At 55.0% G+C, this 24,791-nt stretch carries 17 protein-coding genes and 1 tRNA gene; 15 read left to right on the plus strand and 3 right to left on the minus strand.

Features of this window, described 5'->3' with window-relative positions; all coding sequences use genetic code 11:
- Nucleotides 1–328 precede the first annotated feature (328 nt).
- The 6 genes from queF to FDZ78_RS02525 are packed head-to-tail and all read left to right on the plus strand — an operon-like array spanning nt 329 to nt 7,734.
- On the plus strand, nt 329–799 hold the full coding sequence (gene queF / locus FDZ78_RS02500; protein ID WP_136409021.1) for a preQ(1) synthase: 471 nt from the start codon (nt 329–331) through the stop codon (nt 797–799).
- 40 nt (nt 800–839) lie between these two features.
- Nucleotides 840–1,487, plus strand: a complete 648-nt coding sequence (gene queC, locus FDZ78_RS02505) for a 7-cyano-7-deazaguanine synthase QueC (RefSeq protein ID WP_107031275.1) — start codon at nt 840–842, stop codon at nt 1,485–1,487.
- A 36-nt stretch (nt 1,488–1,523) separates the two neighbouring features.
- Nucleotides 1,524–2,345, plus strand: coding sequence for a DUF5715 family protein (locus FDZ78_RS02510; protein ID WP_136409022.1), 822 nt, complete (start codon nt 1,524–1,526; stop codon nt 2,343–2,345).
- Nucleotides 2,346–2,365: 20 nt separating this feature from the next.
- Entirely contained in the window at nt 2,366–5,872 is a 3,507-nt protein-coding gene (locus FDZ78_RS02515) for a hypothetical protein (RefSeq protein WP_136409023.1), read from the plus strand.
- On the plus strand, nt 5,869–6,633 hold the full coding sequence (locus tag FDZ78_RS02520) for an HAD family phosphatase (RefSeq protein ID WP_136409024.1): 765 nt from the start codon (nt 5,869–5,871) through the stop codon (nt 6,631–6,633). The genes FDZ78_RS02515 and FDZ78_RS02520 overlap by 4 nt, the downstream gene beginning before the upstream one ends.
- Before the next feature lie 60 nt (nt 6,634–6,693).
- Nucleotides 6,694–7,734: a 3-dehydroquinate synthase family protein gene (locus FDZ78_RS02525; protein WP_136409025.1), complete on the plus strand. Its 1,041-nt coding sequence runs from the start codon at nt 6,694–6,696 to the stop codon at nt 7,732–7,734.
- A gap of 16 nt (nt 7,735–7,750) precedes the next feature.
- Here the strand turns inward: FDZ78_RS02525 and FDZ78_RS02530 are convergent, their stop codons facing one another.
- Nucleotides 7,751–8,509, minus strand: coding sequence for an outer membrane beta-barrel protein (locus FDZ78_RS02530; protein WP_107031270.1), 759 nt, complete (start codon nt 8,507–8,509; stop codon nt 7,751–7,753).
- Nucleotides 8,510–8,677: 168 nt separating this feature from the next.
- Here FDZ78_RS02530 and FDZ78_RS02535 point away from each other — a divergent pair.
- The 5 genes from FDZ78_RS02535 (at nt 8,678) to FDZ78_RS02555 (ending at nt 13,800) form a co-directional block, all read left to right on the plus strand.
- Nucleotides 8,678–8,751: transfer RNA gene (locus FDZ78_RS02535), tRNA-Arg, on the plus strand.
- Between the two features lie 278 nt (nt 8,752–9,029).
- Nucleotides 9,030–9,479: a nucleoside deaminase gene (locus tag FDZ78_RS02540; protein ID WP_107031269.1), complete on the plus strand. Its 450-nt coding sequence runs from the start codon at nt 9,030–9,032 to the stop codon at nt 9,477–9,479.
- A 91-nt stretch (nt 9,480–9,570) separates the two neighbouring features.
- A complete protein-coding gene (locus tag FDZ78_RS02545; protein ID WP_123398533.1) occupies nt 9,571–10,266 on the plus strand; it encodes a Sir2 family NAD-dependent protein deacetylase in 696 nt (231 codons plus the stop codon).
- Nucleotides 10,267–10,492: 226 nt separating this feature from the next.
- On the plus strand, nt 10,493–12,820 hold the full coding sequence (gene topA, locus FDZ78_RS02550; RefSeq protein ID WP_123398534.1) for a type I DNA topoisomerase: 2,328 nt from the start codon (nt 10,493–10,495) through the stop codon (nt 12,818–12,820).
- 50 nt (nt 12,821–12,870) lie between these two features.
- The gene (locus FDZ78_RS02555; RefSeq protein ID WP_107031266.1) at nt 12,871–13,800 is read left to right on the plus strand and encodes an RluA family pseudouridine synthase; all 930 of its coding nucleotides are present in this window, start codon (nt 12,871–12,873) and stop codon (nt 13,798–13,800) included.
- 618 nt (nt 13,801–14,418) lie between these two features.
- Here the strand turns inward: FDZ78_RS02555 and FDZ78_RS02560 are convergent.
- Nucleotides 14,419–16,464, minus strand: coding sequence for a M3 family metallopeptidase (locus tag FDZ78_RS02560; RefSeq protein ID WP_136409026.1), 2,046 nt, complete (start codon nt 16,462–16,464; stop codon nt 14,419–14,421).
- Between the two features lie 62 nt (nt 16,465–16,526).
- Nucleotides 16,527–18,740, minus strand: coding sequence for a lipopolysaccharide assembly protein LapB (locus FDZ78_RS02565; protein ID WP_168182143.1), 2,214 nt, complete (start codon nt 18,738–18,740; stop codon nt 16,527–16,529).
- Nucleotides 18,741–18,846: 106 nt separating this feature from the next.
- On the opposite strand from FDZ78_RS02565, the gene FDZ78_RS02570 reads away from it, so the two are divergent.
- The 4 genes from FDZ78_RS02570 to FDZ78_RS02585 all read left to right on the plus strand — a co-directional run bounded on the left by FDZ78_RS02570 (nt 18,847) and on the right by FDZ78_RS02585 (nt 24,721).
- Nucleotides 18,847–20,004, plus strand: coding sequence for a 1-deoxy-D-xylulose-5-phosphate reductoisomerase (locus FDZ78_RS02570; protein WP_107031351.1), 1,158 nt, complete (start codon nt 18,847–18,849; stop codon nt 20,002–20,004).
- A gap of 45 nt (nt 20,005–20,049) precedes the next feature.
- Entirely contained in the window at nt 20,050–21,405 is a 1,356-nt protein-coding gene (gene rseP / locus FDZ78_RS02575; protein WP_136409028.1) for an RIP metalloprotease RseP, read from the plus strand.
- Between the two features lie 46 nt (nt 21,406–21,451).
- A complete protein-coding gene (locus FDZ78_RS02580) occupies nt 21,452–22,645 on the plus strand; it encodes a class I SAM-dependent rRNA methyltransferase (protein WP_107031261.1) in 1,194 nt (397 codons plus the stop codon).
- Nucleotides 22,646–22,708: 63 nt separating this feature from the next.
- Nucleotides 22,709–24,721 carry a dihydrofolate reductase gene (locus FDZ78_RS02585; RefSeq protein ID WP_136409029.1) on the plus strand — a complete coding sequence of 671 codons (2,013 nt, stop codon included), beginning with the start codon at nt 22,709–22,711 and terminating at the stop codon, nt 24,719–24,721.
- Nucleotides 24,722–24,791 lie beyond the last annotated feature (70 nt).

Genomic DNA, 24,791 nt, shown 5'->3' on the forward strand with positions numbered 1-24,791 from the left:
TCACAAAAGTAATATTTTTTAGCGTAGCATAGGGTTTGTTTAATGTGAAAGTTTGTTAATTATAAAGTTTACAGCATTAAATCTGTTATCAATCCCATCAAAAAGATGAAAAAGTGAAAGGTTTTGCATGTCGATTTTTTGAATTTAATCTTATTGTTGGCCATGTCGGATCTGATGGCTGTGTCATCGAGTCTTTCAACGCTGCTGGGGACGGTGGCTGTGCTGCCGTGGCGGATGGTGCGCCATAACCCACAGATCGGGTTTGCTGCTCTTGCGAAAAAGTGTTACATTTGCAATTTGAATGTAACACTATTACAATTTCTAAAGTATGCGATCAGAACAAGAACTTGACGGCGTGTCGCTGCTCGGCAACACCGGAGTCAAATACCCGACACAATATGCGCCTGAAGTGCTGGAGACATTTGTCAACAAGCACCCCGACAACGAATATCTCGTGACCTTCACCTGCCCGGAGTTCACCTCGCTCTGCCCCAAGACAGGCCAGCCGGACTTTGCGAAGATAATCATCTCCTACATCCCGCGCGAGAAGATGGTCGAAAGCAAGAGTCTGAAACTCTACCTCTTCAGCTTCCGCAACCACGGAGATTTCCATGAAGACTGCGTCAACATCATCATGAAAGACCTCATAGCCCTCATGGACCCGCGCTACATCGAAGTCAAAGGCATCTTCACCCCGCGTGGCGGAATAGCCATACTCCCATTCGCCAACCACGGCGACAGCGAGCATCAGGAAATGGCCCGCCGCCGTATGCTCGACTCATTTCCCTCGGATCTCTGAGACAGATTTCACCGACTGACATCATTATAATATTATAAATATGGCAAAAGATACACTCCTGGTGCTCTCAGGCGGCATGGACTCCACTACCATGCTCTGGGACTACGCCGACACTATAGCAGCAGCCGTCACCTTCCAGTACGGCTCAAACCACAATCGCCGCGAAGCCGAATGTGCGCGCTGGAACTGCGAGCGGCTCGGCATCCGCTGGATCGAGATTGATCTTGAATTCATGGGCCGTTACTTCAAGAGCTCGCTTCTCTCCGGAGCCGACGAGATTCCAGAGGGCCACTATGCCGATGACAACATGCGTTCCACCGTGGTGCCTTTCCGCAACGGCATCATGCTCGCCGTGGCAGCAGGGCTTGCCGAAAGCATGGAGCTCAAAAAAGTCATGATCGCCAACCATTCCGGTGACCATGCCATCTATCCCGACTGCCGTCCGGAATTTGTCCGTTCGATGGGTGCCGCGATTTCCGACGGCACATATGAACATCTTGAACTCCTTGCGCCTTATACTGATATGACAAAAGGAGAAATCGCTTTACGAGGCAAAAACTTAGGCGTCGACTATTCGCACACATATTCCTGCTACAAAGGCGGCGAACACCACTGCGGCAAGTGCGGCACCTGTGTGGAACGTCGCGAAGCCCTCGAATTCGCCGGCATTGTCCTTGATAATGACTGATTTTCTAACCGCAGCAACCCGCACCCGCACCTCACGATGGACCAGCACGTCAGCCGGCGCAAACCCAGACGCCGTTTCAGCCTTGTCAAGACCCTCAGACTCCTGCTTCCTCTGATGCTGTTCATCAGTCTGTGTGTGGTGATGTGCACCCCGACAAATCACGGCGAGAGCGACGGCTCGGTAGTGGTGCCCGAAGTGAAAGTGTCGCGCTTCACGTCGGTCTACGACCTTGAGGTAGACACCGTAAGCCCCTACACAGGCCATCTGCCGGAGATGCCCGATCCAAACGGGCGGCTCAAAGTAAACTATTTCGGCAGTCTCAAACAGAATTTCAACGACAGCAACTACATCCATTGGGCCGAGGCCGAGCAGTATGGACTGGAGCCTCTGACCGATACCCGCTCACACTGGCAGCTGCGCTCACCGATAGTCAAGGTCACAACCTGCACTGACTACTATGTCGACACCCTGATATTCTCGCGTCCCTACCTTGTGCCGGCAGCCGCCGGACGCCTCCGTGAAATCGGGCGCCGCTTCCGTGACAGCCTTGAGGCAAGGGGCGGAGGCGATTACCGCATAAAGGTGACAAGCATCCTGCGCACCCCACGCACCGTCAAGCGCCTGCGCCGCCGCAACCGCAATGCCATCGACTCGTCGGTCCACCAGCTGGGCACGACATTCGACATATCCTACGCCTCGTTCATAGCCAACTCTGCCGGCGAAGCCCGCAGCACCGACGATCTCAAAGGTGTGCTCTCTGAAGTGCTGCGCTCAATGCGTGACGAAGGCAAGATCTGGGTGAAATATGAAGTAGGGCAGCCATGCTTCCACATCACAGCCCGCAAACCTGAGGAATAAACCACTAAAAACTCATTCTCATGAGCGATCAGCAGCAGAAGCCCGCCCCCCCTGAGGGCAAAGAGGAAAAGACTAAAAAGTCCATTTGGAAAAAGGTGTTGCGTACTCTGCTCTTCACCATTCTCGGACTACTTGTGGTGGTAATCATTGTGATCACCATAGCCGTCTCATATCTCAAACCGGAACGGCTGACACCGCTCATCGAGAAATATGCCAACGAATATCTTGACGCCGATGTCAGCATCGGGCGCATGGAACTGTCATTCTGGAGCACATTCCCGCGGCTCGAACTCGACGTGCGCAACCTTTCGGTCAGAAGCAAGACCTTCGACTCGCTTCCTGCCTCACAGGCCGACTCGCTTCCTGCCTATGCCGACTCGCTTCTGTCGCTGCGCCATTTCAACGCTGCAATAAACATTCCGAAACTTTCGGTAGGAGCGCTGGCGTTCTATGACATCATATTTGAAAACCCACGCATCAACATCGTACAGCTCACCCCGGATCTGTCTAACCTCGACATCTTTCCGGCATCCGAAGAGTCCGAAAAAGACTCCGGACCGCTGCTGGTCCCGGACATCTCATTCGGCACCTTCGAGATCCGCGACTCCATGCCGGTGCGCTATCTCTCAGTGCCTGACTCGATCGACGCGATGCTCTGCCTCACCACTGCCGGCCTCAGCGGCAGCCATGCGCCGGTCTACAGACTCGACCTTCAGGGCCTGACCGATCTGAATATGCCCGCTTTGTTTCTCGAAAATTTCAGTTTCGGCATGGGCGGAAACATAGGCTGGAACCGCCACAACCCCTATCAGGTGACTCTCGATGATTTCGCGCTGCGGGCCGGCAAGGTCAATGCCTCGCTCTCTGCCGATATTGATTTTGCCGATACTCTGCGGGTCAGCACCTTGGATTTCAAGCTGCCGCTGACTCCCTACAACGACCTGGCGGCACTCGTCCCAGCCGCCTATGCCGGTGAACTGTCAAAGATCAAGACCGACCTCGGAATCAGCTTCGCTCTGCAGCTCACCGCCCCCTACGCTCCGACTGTTGATTCGATACCATCCTGCCATCTCTCTGTCGAGATTCCAGAATGCCGTGCGCGCTACGAGCGTCTGAATCTCAAAAGCTTCTCATTCTCGGCCGAGGCCGACATTGACGGCCGTGATCTCGACCGCTCGACCGTAAGCCTCAAGAAACTCTCGGCTATAGGCGACGGAGTAGGCTTCGAACTGATTGCCGACTTCGCCAATCTGATCTCCGACCCCTCGGCTGAAGGAACATTCCGAGGCGGCATAGACATTGACCGTCTCCCCTCCGCCATGCTTAAGAAACTGCCTTGCGAACTGTCGGGCAACCTGCGTGCCGACAGCCGTTTCGCACTGCGCAAAAGCTATCTGACAAAAGAGAAATTCCACCTCATACGCCTGACCGGCGATGCAACTCTGCGCGACTTCCGCGCCTCGATGCCTGAACTCCCCGCTGACCTCTATACCCGCACCGTGGAACTGAAACTCGGCACCAACTCCTCTTTCACCCGCGGAGACGTGGCTGTCGACTCGATGTTGACGGCATCTTTGAAAATCGACACCATAGCAGCCGATGTCACCGGAATGACCCTCATAGGCAACGGACTGAAAATGGGTGTCGGGAGCCGCAACACAGCCTCGTCGGCCGACACTACAATGATCAATCCCCTCGGCGCCCGCATAGTGGCTGAAAAACTCTACTTCAGATCGCTGGAAGACTCACTGCGGGTGCGGCTGCGCAAGGCCACCGTCGGGGCCACACTCCGCCGCTACAAAGGCGATGCAAAAAAACCGCAACTCCATCTGGACGTAGCCACCGAAGGCGCCTTCTACGGCGACCGCGTCAACCGCGCCATGCTCCACAAGGCCTTGCTCTACGTCACCGTTCATCCCGACTCACTCCCGGCGGTTTCCCGCAACCGCAACAGCCGTCTGCTCGACTCTCTCGCTGTGGCCCATCCCGAACTTTCTCAGGATTCCCTGCGCAGCCTCGCGGCTTCGATCAGACAGACCCGTAGAAACAACCGCCTGAACGCCGACAGCGCCGCTGTGTCCAACGGAGAGGTGATTGACATCTCGGTCGACAACTCCATGCGCCGCCTCATGCGCCACTGGGATGCGAAAGGCATACTGCGCGCCAAGCGTGTGGCAGTCTTCACACCATACTTCCCGCTGCGCAACAGCCTGACAGATCTCAACATGCGCTTCACTTCTGACTCTGTCACCATCTCCGACACCCGCCTGCGGTCAGGCAACAGCGGTCTGACAATCAACGGATCTATCAGCAACATCACCAAGGCCCTGACATCAAGAACCCACTCGCAGCCTCTGAAACTCGACTTCACGCTCTCAGGCGACACTCTTGACATCAACCAACTCGCCGCAGCCGCTTTTTCAGGCGCAGCATTCGCCGAAAAAGACTCTGCCGGAACTTTCGTCGCGCCTGACACCGACAATGAGGCAGTGCTTGCAGCTTCAGTCCAGGCCGGAGCAGACACCTCGGCCCTGCTCGTAGTTCCGGCGAACATCGAGGGAACTCTAAAAGTCAATGCCGCTGACATATTATACTCCAACATGGTTTTCCACGATTTCAACGGAAAGCTCAACGTCTACAAGGGTGCAATAAATCTTGAGCAGATGACGGCTCGATCTGATGTCGGATCGCTCGATCTGAACGCCCTCTACAGTGCGCCGACAAAACATGACGCCACGTTTGCCTTCGGGCTCAGAGTCAATGATTTCCACATAGCCCAATTCCTCGACCTCGTTCCGTCGCTTGACACCATCATGCCGCTCCTCTCCGACATCAGCGGCATCATCAACGCCGATATCGCCGCTACCACCGGGCTGGATTCAGACATGAACATTGACATACCCACTCTGAAAGCTGCCGTCAAGCTCTCAGGCGACAGCCTTGTGCTGATTGACCAGGAAACATTCCGTACAATAGGCAAATGGCTACTGTTCAAGCACAAAGAGAAAAACGTCATTGACAGCATGAACGTCGAGATGATAGTCAACAACTCGCAGCTCGAACTCTTCCCCTTCATCTTCAATCTCGACCGCTACAAGCTCGGCGTAATGGGCTCGAATGACATGGCCATGAACCTCAACTATCATGTGGCCGTGCTCAAATCGCCCCTGCCGTTCAAGTTCGGCATCAACATCAAAGGCGATGTAGACAACATGAAGATACGACTTGGCCGCGCAAAGTTCAACGAAAAGAACATCCCGCGCACCGTTGCGATTGCTGACACCACCCGCATCAACCTCGTGCGCGAGATTGGCAACATATTCCGCCGAGGTGTAAGGACAGCCGGAATCAACAGTCTCGACTTCTCCCGCAATCCCGCCGTCAGTCCGGCTGACAGTTATCCGGCTACCGACACAATCTCTCACGCCGATTCGCTATATTTCATCAAAGAAGGACTGATCCCGGCCCCTGACACCGTCACCGCCACACCGCTCCAGTCTGCCAAACAGAAAAAGAAACGCAAATGACACAGCCTCCGCTTCCCTTTGCCCCTGAAATACTCCGCTTTCTCAAGCGCCATCACTACGAACGCGTCACCCCGCGCGCGGCCCTCATCGACATGGATGGAACCCTCTATGACTCGATGAAAAACCACACCCGTGCATGGCACCGGCTCATGACCGAGCTCGGAGTCGAGTGCACACGCGATGAATTCTATCTCTATGAAGGCCGCACCGGAGCATCGACAATCAACGCCCTGTTCCAGCGCCAGTTCGGGCGCGATGCCACAGATGAAGAAAAAACATCGCTCTATCAGCGCAAAACCGAATACTTCCGTGAACTGCCGCCGGTACTTCCTATGGAAGGCGCGCTTGACATGCTCTCCGTTTTCCGCGAAGTGGGAATGCAGCGCGTGCTTGTCACAGGTTCCGGACAGCAGTCGGTGCTTGACAACATCTCGCGCGACTTCCCCGGAATGTTTGACGATAACAAACGCATCACCGCCCGCAACGTCACCCACGGGAAGCCTCACCCCGAACCCTTCATCAAAGCCATGCAGCTTGCAAGAGTAAGCCCCTCGCAGTCGATCGTGGTTGAAAACGCCCCCCTCGGTGTCGAAGCCGGCGACCGTGCCGGAGCCTTTACAGTCGGAGTGACCACCGGCCCTATTCCCCGCGAGGCTATGGAAGAAGCAGGAGCCGCAGTAGTGTTCAGCTCAATGCCTGAATTCGCCCACATGCTTCCGTCCTTGCTCCTCTCGCTGCTGACTATCACCAGCGACTATTAAGCACCATCCAAGAGCCACCTGAATCTCATTAACCCCGTCTCTTACACCCACGCCTTCCAAATGCAGAAAATAGTTTACACAAATGAAGTAGCCCAAGCTATAAAAACTTTCGTCAACGAACTCACACCCGCAAGCGTCCACATAATAACCGACACCAACGTCGCGGATGCAGTGCTCCCGAAACTCAGACTCGACTATCCGGTAATCACCGTCCCTGCGGGCGACGACCATAAGAACATCGATTCTCTGAGCCACATCTGGAGTAGCCTGATCAACCAGGGAGCCACACGGAAATCACTCGTAATTAATATAGGTGGCGGCGTTGTAACCGATATGGGCGGATTTGCAGCAGCCACCTTCAAGCGAGGAGTGCGCTTCATCAATGTACCGACCACTCTGCTTTCGGCTGTCGATGCGGCTGTAGGCGGAAAGACCGGCATAAACTTCGAGGGACTCAAAAACGAGATCGGAGCCTTTGCCCCTGCAGAAGCAGTGGTCATCTCGACAATCCTGTTTGCATCTCTTCCGAAAACCGAACTGCTCTCAGGCTATGCCGAGATGCTGAAACACGGTCTCCTTTCGTCAGCCGCCGACTATGCCGCGCTGCTTGATTTCGACATTCTTGATGCCGATCTTAGCCGTCTGCTTCCCTTGCTCGAAAGAAGCGTGCGTGTCAAAGAGTGCATAGTCGAGGAAGACCCCTGCGAAAAAGGCATACGCCGTGCCTTGAACCTCGGCCACACAGCCGGCCATGCTTTCGAGGCGCTTGCCATGCACAAAGGTCGACCCATGCCCCACGGCTATGCAGTCGCATTCGGCATACTGGTGGAAATGATCATCTCGCACTCGCTCGAAGCCTTCCCCTCGGCCGAACTTTACCGCTATGCCGCCTATCTGAAGGACCAGGGCTACGGATCGCCAGACGTTTCATGCAACGATTATCAGGCTCTTCTCGAATATATGCGCCACGACAAGAAAAACGACACTCCCTCGCAGATCAACTTTACCCTCCTCTCAGCTCCCGGACAGCCGCTGATCGACCGCACCGCATCCGCTGACGAAATTCTGGCCGCCTTTGACATCTTCCGCGACCTGATCTGAGATCGGATCAGGAATATCAGAAAATATAGCCTGCGGTAGCCATCACATTGACATTATGAGAATTCGGAGTCTTTATCGCGGCACTTGTGCCCATAGCCACATTCCGGAAACCGAACTGGCATCTCACTCCGAGCGAGATCTTATTCATGAATGTAAGGCCCGTGCCGAGATGCAATCCCATGTCGAAATCGCGGTATGAATTGATAAATCCGCGGTCACTCTTATAGTAATCAGCCGTTGGGTGCGATATGTTTGTCACGAGCTGGCCAAGCTCATTGACCTTGGCATTATATATCGTAGCCTTCTGCTTACCTCCTATGCCGAAACTCATGAATATACCGCCGTCGGCATTCCATTTTACTCTCGGAGCCAGATTGAAAGTGAATGACGCGAAAATAGGCACGTTGAACGTACGGTAATTATTCTTGATGAATACATTTGACACATTGGCCTCACCCTCCTGGGTCACCGCCAGATCCAGTTTGCCCGAATTGCGCAGATAGTTCAGCTCAGTGCCGAGCCCGACGAAAGAAGTCAGATTGAACTTGGCTCTGAAGCCCACACCCCAGGCGAAACCCATCGAATTGTTGACATCAGAAACAGCCGGGAAACAGCTCTTATAGTTTTCCGTCACGTAGCTGCCACCTGCCAGCAAGTGGACCTGGGTCTCGAAAAATTTATCGGGCTTACCATAGACAATCAGTTGTGACTTTACAGCTGTCGGGAATAACAGAGCTGCGACAGCGATGACGGCGGCGGTAAAGATTTTTTTCATAACATTAGCGCGTGTGTGATTATATTTGACTGCTTTATTTCAATCCAAAATTACATCAAAAAGCCCTTATAAGCAACCCCTGATATAAAAATTGCCAAAAAATGATATTTTTTTTGCACAATTGAATAATTATTTCTAACTTTGCAGAGTCAAAAACGACAACACAACGGCTCCTTAGCTCAACTGAATAGAGCATCTGACTACGGATCAGAAGGTTACAGGTTTGAATCCTGTAGGAGTCACACCAAGCCCGCTTCACCAAGCGGGCTTTTTTCATCCCCCGCCTCGTCGGCCTTTATCACCGTCTGCGGATATCACTGTACAGAATCCCCAATAAGGCCGATTAAGAGAGTCCGCGCACTATCAACGGACCGACTACACCAGAGCAATCCCCGGTTTCACATGGCTGAGACCGGGGATTGCTCCGTAGGCGGGCAAAGGCAATTCAGGTTTTGTCCATTCGATTTTTAAGTTTATATTTGCATTGACAATTGCATTCCGACAATCAAGATTTGGATTTATGACTCAAGAGGAAAGCGACGAGAAGTTCATGCGCATGGCTCTGGCCGAGGCGCGGGAGGCTATGGAGCGAGACGAAGTGCCGATAGGTGCGGTGATTGTGTCGCCGCGGGGCATGGTCATAGGCCGTGGCCACAATCTGACGGAGGCTTTGGCCGATGTGTCGGCCCACGCGGAGATGCAGGCCATAACCGCTGCGGCGCAGATGCTTGGCGGGAAGTATCTTCAGAACTGTACGCTCTATGTCACAGTGGAGCCTTGCCTGATGTGTGCGGGCACCATAGGATGGGCGCAGATAGGCCGTGTGGTCTACGGGGCGGCGGATGAGAAGCGGGGCTACCGGTCGTTCACGTCGAGATCGCCTTTCCATCCGCGGGCCACGGTGACATCCGGGGTGCTCGGAGATGAATGTGCGGAGCTGATGCGCACTTTTTTCAAGTCGAAGCGTTAGATTAGAATATGCCGGTGTCAGAAAAGTCTGACGGCTCCCTCTCCATAGATAATCAAAAAAACAGAACCTGATCAAAAAATATAGCCTGACAGTGAAACCGAAACTTGTAATCTCGTCCGGAGCCGGTATTTCGGCCGAATCCGGAGTCTCGACGTTCCGCGATGCGGGAGGTCTGTGGGAGAACTATCCCGTGATGGATGTGTGTAGCGCGGATGGCTTCGCGCGCAATCCTGCGCTTGTCCACCAGTTTTACAACGAACGGCGCAAGGGGCTGGTGAAGTGCCTGCCCAACGCCGCCCACCGGGGGCTTGTGGAGCTGGAGAAATGGTATGACGTGTATGTGATCACACAGAACGTCGACGATCTCCACGAGAAGGCCGGGAGTTCGAAGATTCTGCATCTCCACGGCGAGCTGATGAAGGTGAGGTCCATGCGTGATGACACCCGCATCTACACGCTCGATGAAAAGCATCTTGAGACCAGTCCGGATACGCGCGACAGCTACGGAGATCCGGTGAGACCCCACATAGTCTTCTTTCAGGAGGCTGTGCCCAACATCGAGCGGGCTATAGAATGGACGCGCGAGGCCAACATATTCGCGGTGATAGGCACTTCGCTCGCGGTCTATCCGGCGGCGAGTCTGCTTCACTACGTCAGGCCGGGAGTTCCGGTCTATTACATAGACCCGCGTCCGGCGGCAGTTCCTGACAATGTCACAGTGATCCCTGCGACCGCCACTCAGGGAGTGACCCGGCTCATAGAGCTTCTCAGGCCCGAAGGAAAATAAGAGGTTAAAAAAACTCTAAGCGGCTTCCCGGCAAGTTGAAAATCCTTGCAAAACAGTTTGCTACAATCTCTAAATGTGAGAAATTGTTAAAGGATTAACCTAATTTTAAGAATCTGTTTATATTTTTCCTACCTTTGCGCTCTGAATCCGGCCATCATCCAGGCCACCCGAATCGGTGGGGCAGAGTGTCAGTCAAGGCGCACCACCCATAGCGTTATACTATAATATGTTGAAAAACCTCGTCATAGTAGAGTCTCCGGCCAAAGCCAAGACCATTGAGAAATTCCTCGGCAAGGACTATAAGGTCATGTCGAGCTACGGTCATATCCGTGACCTCCGCAAGAAAGATATCAGCATCAAGGTTGATTCCGACTTCCAGCCAGTCTATGAAATTCCGGCCGACAAGAAAAATCTTGTCACCGAGCTAAAGAAAGCCGCCAAGGAGGCTGAGACAGTCTGGCTCGCATCTGATGAGGACCGCGAGGGAGAAGCCATAGCATGGCATCTCTACGAGGTGCTCGGACTGAAGCCGGAAAACACCAAGCGGATAGTCTTTCACGAGATCACCAAGAACGCTATTCTTGAAGCGATCGAGAATCCGCGTGACATCGACCTGCATCTTGTCGATGCCCAGCAGGCCCGACGGGTGCTCGACCGTCTGGTGGGCTTCGAGCTGTCGCCTGTGCTCTGGAAGAAGATCAAGCCGGCGCTCTCGGCCGGCCGTGTGCAGTCAGTGGCCGTTCGTCTGATAGTTGACCGCGAGAACGAGATCAATTCCTTCAAGTCGGAGCCTTACTACCGAGTGACAGCGCTTTTCACCATTCCCGGCGGTGCCCAGCTGAGGGCGGAACTGTCAAAGCGTCTTCCTGATGAGGAAAGCGCGCGTGAATTCCTCGAAGCCTGCAAGAAGGCAGTGTTTACGGTTTCCGACATCAGCGTCAAGCCTCTCAAAAAGTCGCCGGCGCCCCCCTTCACCACCTCGACCCTCCAGCAGGAAGCTGGCCGCAAGCTCGGATTCACTGTGTCACAGACCATGATGGTGGCCCAGAAGCTCTACGAAGCAGGTCACATCACTTATATGCGTACCGACTCGCTCAACCTCTCGAAGCTTGCTGTGGCAACCATATCGAAACTCATCACCGAAGAACTCGGCGATAAATATCTGAAGGTGCGCCGCTATCACACCAACTCTAAAGGCGCGCAGGAAGCTCACGAGGCCATCCGCCCGACCTATATCGACAAGGAGACGGTGGAAGGCACCTCGCAGGAAAAGCGGCTTTACCGTCTGATCCGCCTGCGCACAATGGCTTCACAGATGGCAGATGCCGAACTGGAGAAGACCACTATCGACATCAGTCCCTCAGGCCGTCAGGAGCATTTCACTTCAAGCGGTGAGGTCATCAAGTTTGACGGTTTCCTGAAAGTCTATCTCGAAGGCAACGATGATGATGACAGCCAGAGTCCCGAAGGTGACGACATGTTGCCGCAGGTCAATCCCGGCGAACAGCTTACAGCCGAAAACATCAGCGCCACGGAGCGTTTCACTCTCGCGCCTCCGCGCTATACCGAATCATCGCTCGTCAAGAAGATGGAAGAGCTCGGCATAGGCCGCCCGTCGACCTACGCTCCGACCATCTCGACCATCCAGCACCGCGAATACATAGTCAAAGGGGAGAAAGCCGGCGAGAAGCGTCCGTTCAAGGTTCTGACACTTAAAGCCGATGGCAAACTAAGCTCGGCCACAAAGACCGAAAGCGTAGGTGCAGAAAAAGGGAAGCTCATCCCGACCGACACCGGCATTATTGTCAATGAGTTCCTCACGGCCAATTTCCCTGACATTCTCGACTATGACTTCACAGCCGACATGGAGCAGAAATTCGACCGCATAGCCGAAGGCGAAAGTGACTGGAACAAGGAGATAGCCCGTTTCTACGGACTCTTCCATCCGGAAGTGGAGAAGGCCAACGAAATGCGCACCGAGCATAAGGTGGGCGAACGCCAGTTAGGCACCGATCCGGCCACCGGCGAACCTGTTTCGGTCAAGATAGGCCGTTTCGGGCCTGTGGTGCAGATCGGGTCAGCCGATTCCAAGGAAAAGCCGCGTTTCGCGTCTCTGCGCAAAGACCAGAGCGTTTTTGACATCACTCTTGAGGAAGCTCTGAAACTCTTCGACCTGCCACGCACTGTTGGCGAGATAGAAGGCAAGACAGTGGTTGCCGCAATAGGCCGTTTCGGGCCCTACATACGCCACGACGGCAAGTTTGTCAGCATCCCCAAGGACCTTTCACCGACTTCGATTACCCTTGAAGAAGCCACCGAGCTGATCCGCGCCAAGCGCGAGGCTGACAGCAACAAGGTTGTCAAGACGTTCGCCGAGGAACCGGAGATACAGATACTCAACGGCCGCTACGGTGTCTACATAGCCCACAACAAGACCAACTATAAGATTCCGAAAAGTGTGACCGATCCGGCAGCTCTTACTCTCGATGAGGTCAAGGCTATCATGGCAGACCAGGAGAAGGCGCCCAAGCGCACTGTGCGACGCAAGAAATAATCAATAGCTCTCCCCTACCCCCTTTCAGCATCAGACACATTACCCAATCAATGGCCAAAAGAACATATTCAACCAAGCCGGGCGCCGAACGCAACAAGTTCAAGCCCGATGTAATCGAAACCTATCAGGTGGCCGAGGAGGCCGCACTTCTTGAATTTCTGATCGGCGCGATGCCTCAGCGCAAACGCACAGCGATCAAGAATCTTTTGAGCCACAACCAGATAGCAGTCAACGGCATTCCGACCACCCAGTTTGACATGGCGCTGAAGGCCGGCGACGAGGTGAAAGCCAATCTCACCCGCGAGTTCCGTGTGTTCTACAACCGCCGTCTTAAGCTTGTCTATGAAGACGATGACATCATAGTGGTCAACAAGGGCTACGGGCTGCTGTCAATGGGCACTGACAAGATAAAAGAAGGAACGGCCTACAGCATACTGCGCGAATATCTGAAGTGGCAGGACCCGCGCAACAAACTCTTCATTGTCCACCGTCTCGACCGAGACACATCCGGACTGATGGTCTTCGCCAAGAGCCAGGAGGCCAAAGACAAGCTCCAGCACAACTGGAACAATATGGTGATTGCCCGCAAGTATCTTGCGGTTGTGGAGGGACGTCCGGAATCCGAAGAGGGGGAAGTGCGCAGCTATCTTGCTGAAAATTCGCGTTTTGAAGTCTATTCCACCGATAAGCCTGAGGAGGGTCAGTTAGCCGTTACGCGTTACCGGACCCTGCGCTCGCGCAACGGGTATTCGCTGATGGAGGTCTCTCTGGACACCGGACGCAAAAACCAGATCCGTGTCCATATGAAAGATCTTGGTCACCCCATTGCCGGCGATCGCCGCTACGGGGCGAAAAGTTCGCCCATTCACCGTATGGCACTTCATGCTCAGACGCTTCGTTTTATCCATCCGATGACCCGGAAGGACATGAACTTCTCCACTCCGGTGCCGGCTTCGTTCGCCCGCATGGTCGGGATGTGATTGGCTGTCTGACAGATCATTATCCTTTTCACCAGAAACTGATTCCTTAGCCCGGCGCCGTCGGGCCGCGCTTTCGCGCGCCTTGCGGGAGCGCTCTACGGCTTTGTCTATGTCGGGACGCAGAAGGTAGAAGATCAGCAGGGAGTCTGTCGAGATGTCGCCTGCAGGTTCAATACGGTGGATCAGATAGATGTTGATGGCCTCCATAGTTTCGTAATATGAGGCTGTACGCCCGGTCCAGCTGACGCACTCGATGGCCGAGCGGATGTTGTCACTCAGACGGGTATAAAATTTTTTCGAGACCGGGAGGTCCTGGGAGGTGGTGGGTTTCATAGAGCAAAAAAATTTATTAAGTAACTCTTCAAAATTAACCGATATAATGTACATAAGTATCTCGTATGGGGGATCTTTTATACTCTCTGCGGTTTTATTCCGGTCAGAATCAAGTTCTTCATCGGTCGTTTATGTCTATAAACTCCCTCTTCAGCCCTCGATTCTGCCTCTGAATAAATCCCGCACATAGTATAAATTAATTTTTCAGAGTTACTTATTTTTGCAAATATACACCACGCCACCCCCGAAAAGAGTGCGATAATGCGGAGGCTTCGCTGTCAGGAGCTATTCGGTGATGCCGTCGCGGGCAAGAAGGGCTGTGATGGATGGATCCTGGCCGCGGAAACGGCGATAGAGTTCATCGGGGTCTTCGGTGCCTCCGCGCATTAGAATGCAGGTGCGAAATGATTCTGCCGTGGCACGGTCAAAAATACCGTTTTCCTTGAATTTTGCAAAAGCGTCGGCATCGAGCACTTCGGCCCATTTATAGCTGTAGTAGCCTGCGGCATATCCGCCGGCAAAGATGTGGGAGAAGGTAGATCCGATGACGGATCCGGGAATGTGGGCGAACATTGCGACCGGCGCTCCGGCCTCACATTCGAATGCCTCCGGATCGTCGACCGGCGAGGTGATGCTGTGCCAGGCCATGTCAATCAGTCCGAAATTGAGCTGACGCAGGCAGGCATAGGCCGCACCGAAGCGCGAGACTGCGACTATGCGGTCTACGAGTTCTGCGGGAATCGGTTCGCCGGTCTGATAGTGGCGGGCGAATCCATCGAGAAAGTCTTTTTCAGTCAGATAGTTTTCATTGAACTGCGAGGGGAGTTCCACAAAGTCGCGCAACACGTTGGTGCCTGAAAGCGAGGCATATTTTGTGGCGGCGAAGAGGCCGTGGAGCGCGTGGCCGAACTCATGGAGGAAGGTCTCGACCTCATAGGGCGCAAGAAGTGAGGGCCGGGTGGCGGTAGGCTTTGTGAAGTTCATCACTATGGTGACGTGAGGGCGGATGTGCTCACCTTCAGGAGTGATCTCCTCGCTGCGGAATTCAGTCATCCACGCACCGGGGCGCTTGCTGTCGCGCGGGAAGAAGTCGGTGTAGATGATTCCGAGGAAGGAACCGTCACGGTCAATGACCTCATAGGCCCTTACATCGGGATGATAGACCGGGATTTCATTGTTTTCCCTGAATGTGACACCGTAGAGACGGGTGGCGAGTCCGAAAACTCCGTCAATGACGTTGCCGAGTTCGAAATAGGGTCGCAGGGCCTCTTCATCATAGGCATAACGCGCGTTTTTCAGTTTGTTGGCATAGTAGCTGTAGTCCCAGGGGCACAGCTCTATCTCCCGGCCTTCAGTCTGCGAGGCATAAGCCGAAAGTTCGCGGAGCTCGGCTTCCATTGCGGGGCGATAGGCATCGCGCAGCGAATCGAGCAGCTCATAGACCTTTTCAGGGGTCTTCGCCATAGATTTCTCCAGGCGGTAGTGGGCAAAGGTCTCGTAGCCGAGAAGCCATGCGAGGTGCATACGGGTCTCGGCTATCTCTTTCATGACGGGGAGGTTGTTGAGGTCGCCGCTGACGTTGCGTCCGGAGTAGAGGCGATACATCTTTTCGCGCAGATCGCGGCGGTCACTGTATTTCATGAAAGCCATGTAGACGGGCTGTGCGAGAGTGAAGAGATATTCCCCCTCGCGGCCTTTCTCCTTGGCGGCAAGAGCTGCGGCTTCGACGGAGCTTTCGGGGAGTCCGGAAAGGTCATCGGTCGTGAGCCAGATCTCGTAGGTGTTGAGCTCTTTGAGCACATTCTGCCCGAAAAGAGTGGTCAGTTCGCTCAGACGGCTTGAGAGCCATGAGTAGGTCTCGCGGTCATCGCCTTCGAGCAGAGCGCCGCTGCGCACAAACGACTCGTAGGTGCGGCGCAGGAGCATGGAGTCTTCGGTGTCGAGGCCAAGTGAATCGCGCTTGTCATAGACGGCTTTTACGCGCTCCCAGAGTCTGCGGTTGAGCGAGATTGATGTGGAATAGTCAGAAAGGCGGGGTGTGATCTTGAGCGAGAGTTCCATCATGGCATCGTCGGTCATGGCCGAGAGCAGCGGGTCGAAGACCATAAGCACGCGGTTGAGATCACGGTCGGCATGTTCAAGCGCCACGATGGTGTTTTCAAACGTCGGAGGTTCGGGGTTGGCAACAATGGCATCGACCGCCTCAAGGCCGAGACGGATGCCACGGTCGATGGCGGGTTCGTAGTCGGTGACCGAGATGCGGTCAAAGGGTGCGGTGCCGTATGGAGTGGAGGTAAATTCCGAGAAAAATGGATTCTGGGTCTGTGACATGTGGGGATCGGAGGAGGGGTAAAGATTCTGTGCGGTTGGTGTGGATATCTGAGAGGAGCTGATCAGAGGCTCTGGCCGAGTTCGGAGGAGCGGCGGAAGGCTTCGTCGAGCAGCAGGCCGAGGGTCAGAGAGTCAGGCGCGGGAAACGAGCTGAACAGGTGGCGGTCGGCGTTGAAGTCGCGCATGAAGTCATCGCGGTCGAAGTTGCGCGCGGCAATTGAGGAGGCATAGCGCTCCACGGCTTTGTCGAGGCTTCCGCTCAGCACTTCGAGATGGCCGGCGGCAAGGAAGTCGGAGGCAGAGGGATCGCGGGAGAGGATCATGGCGGAATAACGGCGCGCGCGTTCGAGATCGCCTGAGAGCAGTGAGCAGCGGACTATTGGGCGCGAGGAGCGGTCAGACTCTCCGGCGAGAAATTCGACTTTATAGAAGAATTTCAGGGCCTCTTCATAGCGTCCGCAGAGCATGTGGCAGCGGCCCATGTTGAGAGCCAGGGCGGAGTCGTCGGGGCGCGCTGAGGCCACACGGATATAATAAGAGAGAGCTTTTTCCCAGTCGCCGTTCTGACGGTGGCAGAAGGCGAGACGCTTGACGGTCCATTCGCTCTGCGAGTTGAGCAACTCGCTCTGTTCATAATAGCGTATGGCCTCGGCGAGATTGCCGGTCATCTGCATACAGTAGCCCATCTTCTGGAAGAGTTCGGCGGAAGGTGGCATTTTGAACGAGAGGCGGTCGAAGAGGTCAAAGGCATCGGCATAGTGGCCGTGTCTGAAATAGAATTCTCCGACAAGGCGTAGGGTGTCGGCATCGTCAAACACCTCCGAGAGCTGCGGCAGGGTGACAAGGTTGAGCGACGAGGCCACGGCAAAGGGGTCGCGGAACTCACCCTTGCGGCGGAAGAGGCGGAAAAAGCGGTAGATATCCTGGACATAGCGCCCGGCAATGCGCTCGCGGTCTTTGCCGGCCTGGGGCAGATCGCCGAAACTCATGGCCGCCATCTGGGCCGAGTGGGCCTTGAGCTGCGAGGCCATCATCTCTCTCTGCGATGCGGGCACCTGTGAGAGCGAGAGGATGATCGAAAATTTATCGCCGTCGCAGAACATCGGCGCGGCATCCATGATCTCGCCGAGGAGGCGCACTGAGGTGTCGCCGCTTCCGGCTATCGAGGAGTGAGACGAGTGGAAGGGCAGAAACCAGTTTGATATGTCGTTGAAAAACGGGAATGTCTTAAGTTTGCTGAAGGTCACCATCATGACATCGCCGCCGTCTTCCTGGATCTCCTGAAGCTCCTTCAGTTTGTCGGAAATTCCGGATTTGTCAAGCAGTTCGGCCCATTCGGGGTTTTCTTCCATAGCCTCAGGATCGAGCGGCTTGCGGCCGAGTTTCTCGATCTCAGGACGCAGTTTCATCATTTCGGGAATCACCTCGTCGGTGAGTTTTCGGCCTATGCGCTCGGTGTCACGCGCGCGGATAAACTGCATGAAAGCCATGCGCACGTCAGAGCGCCAGCGCGGATCCTCGCGCAGAGAGTCGAAGCGGCGCAAGAGCGAGGGTGAGAACGGACGGTCGCGGCGCATCGACATGACTATCAGCAGAGAGCAGAGAGCGCGGACTGAAATTTCGGCATCGTCAACAGTATAGGCATCCATCAGCATACGCAGGCGGCGTTCGTCGTGATATTCAAGCTCGCCCATCATGACAGCCCCGATGCAGAGCAGTTTGAAATGGCGCGGCAGCGAGGGGTCGGCCATGACATTGCCTATGGCGGCGGCATCGTCGACCGACAGTGGCGAGGTGGTCCAGATGAAGTTGAAGATATCTTTCTCCAGCGACTCGGCCCTGGCGGTCAGTTCGCGGCCTGCCTTTTCGGCATCTTCGGTCAGCACTGCCATCTGCAGGCGGCGGTTGACGCGGTGATATTCGCCGATGAGTGCGGCCACTGTCAGGTCGCGGCTGCTGAGCTGAAAGCGCAGGGTGTTGAAATATAGCGTCGGGGCATCGGCTATGCGCGAACGGCGGTGAAGATCGTCGGCAAGCGAGCGCACCGAGCCGCAAAGCTCGGCGAAAAGCTGCGGACGGGCCGGATCGGGAAGCCCCTGAAGGGCGTAGTGGGTCATCAGCCTGTAGCTTTCGCGCAGACGGGCTGTGGCCGAGCGGATCTCGGCGATGGCTCCGAGCGACGAGGCTGCGTTGTCGATGAGATCGAGAGCGTCGTTGATGCGCCCTGAGTCAAGAAGACGGTCAATGTCTCCTGAAATATCTATATGGTGATTCATTGGAGTTCGTGTATATGCAAATTTACTATTATTCCCGCAAAAATCATGCCAAAATGAGGATTTTTCCGTATTTTTGCACTTCTTAAAGCAACCAATCTGAAAACATATGCCACATAATATAGCAATCCTCGGCTCAACCGGGTCGATCGGAACGCAGACACTCGATGTCATATCCCACTTCCCTGACCGGTTCAAGGCCACGGTGCTGACAGCCGGCTCTAAGGTCGACGAGCTGATAGAACAGGCGCGCATTCACCGTCCGGCTCTTGCTATCATAGCCGATGAGTCGAAATATGCCCGTCTGCACGAGGCTCTCTCTCCCTTAGGTATAGAGACTGCCTCCGGCGCCGCGGCAATAGCCGATGCGATGGAGCGCGACGATTTCGACACGGTGGTGACCGCCACCGTAGGCTACAGCGGCCTGCTCCCCACTGTCCGCGCCATCCGCACAGGCAAGGAAATAGCTTTGGCCAATAAGGAAACTCTTGTAGTGGCCGGCGAACTGGTCAGCCGCCTTCTGGCCGAGTCAAAATCAAAAGTGATACCCGTCGACTCGGAACACTCGGCGATCTACCAGTGTCTGGTCGGCGAGGAAAAAGGCTCGGTCAACAAACTTATCATCACCGCTTCGGGAGGTCCGTTCCGCACAATGGACAGCAAGCACATAGCCCGGATGACCGCCCGCGAGGCCCTGCTGCACCCGCGCTGGCAGATGGGAGCCAAGATCACTATCGACTCAGCCACCATGCTCAACAAGGCCTTTGAGATCATCGAGGCCCGCTGGCTTTTCGACATTGAGCCGGAGAGAATCGAGGCCGTGGTGCATCCTCAGTCAATCATCCACTCGATGGTCGAGTTTATCGACGGCGCCGTCAAAGCCCAGCTCGGAATTCCTGACATGCGCCTGCCGATCCGCTATGCTCTCGGCGATGCCTCGCGCCTGCCCTCATCGGAACGCCCGCTGAGTCTTGCCGACTATTCGACGCTGACCTTCGAGAAGCCCGATGCAGAAAAATTTCCCTGCCTGACCCTCGCCCCCTATGCCCTCAGCCGCGGCGGAAACACGGCCTGCATCATCAACGCCGCCAACGAAGTGGCAGTGCGCGCCTTCCTTGACGGACGCATTTCCTTCCCAGCCATCTACAGCTGCATCACCCAGGCGCTTGAGGCCATAGATTTCATTGCATATCCGTCGCTCGATGACTATGTGGCCACACATCACGCCACCATCAAATTTACCGAAGAAAATCTGACACGCAAATAAAGAGGTTGTAAAAAAACAACATCATAAGCAACACTGACAATTCTTATGGAAACATTCCTTATAAAAGCCCTTCAGCTCATAGTGGCCCTGGCCTTCCTCGTGATCATCCACGAATTCGGCCACTTCATTTTCGCCCGCATTTTCGGCATCAGAGTCGAGAAATTCTACATGTTTTTCGACCCCTACTTCTCGCTGTTCAAGTGGAAACCCAAAGCCAAAGAGGGCGCAGACCCAAACAAAAGCTCATGGCGCGACACTGAATACGGCATAGGCTGGCTCCCGCTCGGAGGCTACTGCAAGATCTCCGGCATGATCGACGAGTCGATGGACACCGAACAGATGAAGCAGGAGCCCAAACCCTGGGAATTCCGCACCAAACCGGCCTGGCAGAGACTGCTGGTGATGCTCGGCGGCGTGCTCTTCAACTTCATACTCGCGATTCTGATCTATGCCGGCATTGCCATGCACTGGGGATCGCAGTACATACCTTTCGAAGCTGCCACCGAAGGCTTCGACTTCGCTCCCGCTGCCCAGAAAGCAGGATTCCGCAACGGCGACATCCCTTACAAGGCCGACGGCCGTCTGCTTGACGCATCGAAGGGTGACTATCCCTACCATATGGCCGACGCCGACGTGGTCACAGTGATCCGCAACCACCGCGATACCGTCGACATCGCCATCCCCGATGACTTCATCTTCCGTCTCAACGAAGACAAGGGCTTCCTGGCCTACCGCCTGCCGGTCTACATAGACCGCATCGTACCCGGCGAGGCCGCCGCTAAGGCCGGACTGAAAGAAGGCGACCACATCATAGCCGTTGACTCGACAGCCACTCCCTCGTTCACCGAGCTCACCCCCGCCCTTGTCAGCCATGCCGGGAAAGAGACCACAGTGACCGTGGAGCGCGACGGCAAGACCCTGCGTCTGCCAGTCACCCCCAACGAACACGGCAAACTCGGCTTCCAGCTCAGACCGATCACAGCCGTCTACAACCCAGTGACCATTGACTACAGCTTCTTCCAGTCATTCCCCAAAGGCTGGGAAATCGGCACCACCACCCTCACAAACTACGTCAGCTCGATGAAGCACGTCTTCTCGCAAGAGGGAGCCGAGAGCCTCGGAGGATTCGGAGCAATCGGCAACATGTTTCCCGAACGCTGGAACTGGCTCAGTTTCTGGGAAATCACGGCCTTCCTTTCCGTTGCGCTCGCATTCATGAACATCATCCCCATTCCCGGACTCGACGGCGGGCACGTCATGTTCCTCCTATACGAGATCATCACCCGCAGGCAGGCTCCGGAAAAGGTTCTGATCGTAGCCCAATACATCGGCATGGCCTTCCTGCTGCTTCTGCTGCTCTACGCCAACGGCAACGATATTTTCCGGGCATTCTTCAAATAACCCGGCCCCTCTCCCCCGCCCACACACATTGTTATAAACTGTCAATATGTCATCATCACAGCTTAAAACCATAACCCTCAAGCGCGGAAAAGAAGAATCGCTCCTGCGCTTCCACCCGTGGGTATTTTCAGGTGCCATCGCCAGCCTGCCCGACGGTCTTGAAGAAGGCGAGACCGTAAGAGTAGAAGCCTCTGACGGACGCTGTCTCGGAACAGGCCACTATGAGATCGGCTCCATAGCCGTGCGTATGCTCGAAAACACCGACTCGGCAATCGACGGCAACTTCTACGCCTCGCGTCTGCGCCACGCCTGGGACCTGCGCCGGCGCCTCGGCCTGATACGCCCCGACAACTCAACCTTCCGCCTGGTCCACGGCGAAGGTGACTTCCTGCCCGGATGCGTTGTAGACATCTACGGAGACACAGCAGTGCTCCAAGCCCATAGCCCCGGCATGCACTACGCCCGCCTGACCATAGCCGAAGAACTGACCCGCCTGCCCGATGCCGGAATCAAGAACGTTTACTACAAATCAGAGACAACCCTCCCCTTCAAAGCCCGCCTCGATCCGGTCAACGACTATATAATAGGTGGCTACAACACTAATATCGCAATTGAAAACGGCCTGAAATTCAACATCGACTGGCTCAAGGGGCAGAAAACCGGCTTCTTCGTAGACCAGCGCGACAACCGCTCGCTGCTGCAGAAATACAGCGCCGGAGCCAGAGTGCTCAACATGTTCTGCTACACCGGCGGCTTCTCGGTCTACTCGATGCGCGGCGGCGCCGAACTGGTCCACTCCGTCGACAGCTCGGCCAAAGCCATAACCCTCACCGATGCCAACATCGAGCTGAACTTCCCCGGCGACACCCGCCACAAATCATTTGCCGAAGACGCCTTCAAATATCTTGCAAAGGTTGAAAAAGGCGCCTATGACCTCATCATACTCGACCCCCCGGCCTTCGCCAAACACCGCAGCGCAATCCGCAACGCAATGATAGGATACCGCAGGCTCAACGCCGCCGCCTTCGAGAAAATCGCTCCCGGAGGAGTGCTCTTCACCTTCTCCTGCTCGCAGGCCATCAGCAAAGAGCAGTTCCGTCTGGCCGTCTTCACCGCTGCAGCCATGTCCGGCCGCCGGGTGCGCATTCTCCATCAGCTCACCCAGCCGGCCGACCATCCGGTCAACATCTACCACCCCGAAGGCGAATACCTCAAAGGCCTCGTGCTCTACGTCGAGTAAGAGAGTTGGCCAAACCAACTGACAGAACGTCAAAAAAACATTCTCATAACCAATCTCATAATCATGTCATTAACCAAATTTATTGTTCCTGCAATGGCAGCAATGGCAATCACAGCCTGTGGCTCAAAAGCCACACAGGAAACGGCTGACGATTTCGACTACACAGTCGACCGTTTCGCCGACATCGAGGTGCTTCGCTACAAAGTGCCCGATTTTGAGAATCTGACCCCTCAGCAGCGCATCCTCATCTACTATCTGACAGAGGCAGCCATCACCGGCCGCGACATTCTCTGGGAGCAGAACGGCAAATACAACCTCGCTATCCGCGACCTCATCGAGAACGTCTACACCAACTTCGACGGCGACCGCGAGAGCGACGAATTCAAAGGTCTCGAACTCTATCTGAAGCAGATCGAGTTTGCCAACGGCATCCATCACCACTATTCGATGGATAAGTTCACCCCCGTGTTCAGCCGCGAATTCCTCGCCGGCCTGGCGGCAAAACTCCCCGCCGACCAGCAGCCCGAAGATCTGGAAACACTCCTGACCATCATTTTCGACCCCTCAGTGATGCCCAAGCGCGTCAACCAGGCCGAAGGACAGGACCTCATCCTCACATCTGCCAACAATCTCTACGACAACATCTCGCAGCCCGAAGTAGAAAACTACTACAACGCACTTAAAGACACCACCGATGCCACCCCCGTTTCATGGGGCCTGAACGCACGTCTCACAAAGCAGGACGGCAAAGTAGTCGAGCAGGTCTACAAAGTAGGCGGTCTCTACTCCGAATCCATCTCAAAAATAGTGGATCTTCTCGGCAAAGCTGCGGAATATGCCGAAAACGACTCCCAGCGCGCCATCATCAACAAGCTCATCGAATATTACCGCACCGGCAACCTGAAGACCTTCGACGAATACTCGATAGCATGGGTTGAAGACACAGCCTCGCAGGTCGACTTCATAAACGGATTCATCGAAAGCTACGGCGACCCCCTCGGAATGACCGGTGCTTATGAATCAATCGTCAACTTCAAAAATCAGGAAGCCTCCCACCGCACCGAGGTTATCTCAGGCAACGCCGAATGGTTCGAGCAGCACTCGCCCGTCGATCCCCGTTTCCGCAAAGACGAAGTGAAAGGTGTAAGCGCCAAGGTGATCACCGCCGCCATCCTCGCCGGCGACGCCTACCCTGCCACACCAATCGGCATCAACCTTCCCAACGCCAACTGGATCCGCGCAGCCCACGGTTCGAAGTCTGTAACCCTCGAAAACATCACCGAGGCATATGACCAGGCATCGCACGGCAACGGCTTCAACGAAGAATTCGTCATCGACAAGGAGACATCCGACCTCCTTGACAAATACCTCTTCATCACTGACAACCTCCACACAGACCTCCACGAATGCCTCGGCCATGCCTCCGGACGCCTGCTCCCCGGTGTAGACCCCGATGCGCTGAAAGCCCACGGATCAACCCTTGAAGAAGCACGCGCCGACCTCTTTGCCCTCTACTACCTGGGCGATCCGAAGCTCCTTGAACTCGGTCTGCTCGACAACCCCGATGCCTACAAGGCCGAGTACTACAAATACATCCTCAACGGCCTCATGACACAGCTCATGCGCATCGAGCCCGGAAAAGACGTAGAGGAAGCCCACATGCGCAACCGCCAGCTCATCTCGGCCTGGGTCTATGAAAAAGGCAAGCCCGACAACGTGATCGAAATGGTGAAACGCGACGGCAAAACCTACATCAAGATCAACGACTACGCCAAACTCCGTGAACTCTTCGGTCAGCTTCTCGGCGAAGTGCAGCGCATCAAGAGCGAAGGCGACTACCAGGCCGGACGCGATCTCGTGGAGAACTACGGTGTCAAAGTCGATCCCGCCCTCCACAAGGAAGTACTCGAACGCTACGCCAAACTCAACATCGCACCTTACAAAGGCTTCGTCAACCCCGTCTACACTCCTGTCACCGACAAAGACGGCAACATCACCGACGTGACAATCAGCTACGACGAAGACTATCTCCCCCAGGTGCTCCGCTACTCGAAACAATATCGCACATTGAAATAATCTATACGATAATTCACCCGACAACATAAAGACTTCATATGACATCTATGAAACGTCTGCTCTCATTGCT

The sequence above is a fragment of the Duncaniella sp. B8 genome, from assembly GCF_005304985.1.
Classification (GTDB): Bacteria; Bacteroidota; Bacteroidia; order Bacteroidales; family Muribaculaceae; genus Duncaniella; species Duncaniella muris.

Excerpts from the sequence above, each read along its gene's own strand:
- queC (WP_107031275.1), top strand. The coding sequence starts at position 840 with ATGGCAAAAGATACACTCCTGGTGCTCTCAGGCGGCATGGACTCCACT.
- FDZ78_RS02525 (WP_136409025.1), top strand. The coding sequence starts at position 6,694 with ATGCAGAAAATAGTTTACACAAATGAAGTAGCCCAAGCTATAAAAACT.
- FDZ78_RS02570 (WP_107031351.1), top strand. The coding sequence starts at position 18,847 with ATGCCACATAATATAGCAATCCTCGGCTCAACCGGGTCGATCGGAACG.
- FDZ78_RS02585 (WP_136409029.1), top strand. The coding sequence starts at position 22,709 with ATGTCATTAACCAAATTTATTGTTCCTGCAATGGCAGCAATGGCAATC.
- rseP (WP_136409028.1), top strand. The coding sequence starts at position 20,050 with ATGGAAACATTCCTTATAAAAGCCCTTCAGCTCATAGTGGCCCTGGCC.
- FDZ78_RS02580 (WP_107031261.1), top strand. The coding sequence starts at position 21,452 with ATGTCATCATCACAGCTTAAAACCATAACCCTCAAGCGCGGAAAAGAA.
- FDZ78_RS02530 (WP_107031270.1), bottom strand. The coding sequence starts at position 8,509 with ATGAAAAAAATCTTTACCGCCGCCGTCATCGCTGTCGCAGCTCTGTTA.
- FDZ78_RS02510 (WP_136409022.1), top strand. The coding sequence starts at position 1,524 with ATGGACCAGCACGTCAGCCGGCGCAAACCCAGACGCCGTTTCAGCCTT.
- FDZ78_RS02555 (WP_107031266.1), top strand. The coding sequence starts at position 12,871 with ATGGCCAAAAGAACATATTCAACCAAGCCGGGCGCCGAACGCAACAAG.
- queF (WP_136409021.1), top strand. The coding sequence starts at position 329 with ATGCGATCAGAACAAGAACTTGACGGCGTGTCGCTGCTCGGCAACACC.
- topA (WP_123398534.1), top strand. The coding sequence starts at position 10,493 with ATGTTGAAAAACCTCGTCATAGTAGAGTCTCCGGCCAAAGCCAAGACC.
- FDZ78_RS02520 (WP_136409024.1), top strand. The coding sequence starts at position 5,869 with ATGACACAGCCTCCGCTTCCCTTTGCCCCTGAAATACTCCGCTTTCTC.
- FDZ78_RS02540 (WP_107031269.1), top strand. The coding sequence starts at position 9,030 with ATGACTCAAGAGGAAAGCGACGAGAAGTTCATGCGCATGGCTCTGGCC.
- FDZ78_RS02565 (WP_168182143.1), bottom strand. The coding sequence starts at position 18,740 with ATGAATCACCATATAGATATTTCAGGAGACATTGACCGTCTTCTTGAC.
- FDZ78_RS02515 (WP_136409023.1), top strand. The coding sequence starts at position 2,366 with ATGAGCGATCAGCAGCAGAAGCCCGCCCCCCCTGAGGGCAAAGAGGAA.
- FDZ78_RS02560 (WP_136409026.1), bottom strand. The coding sequence starts at position 16,464 with ATGTCACAGACCCAGAATCCATTTTTCTCGGAATTTACCTCCACTCCA.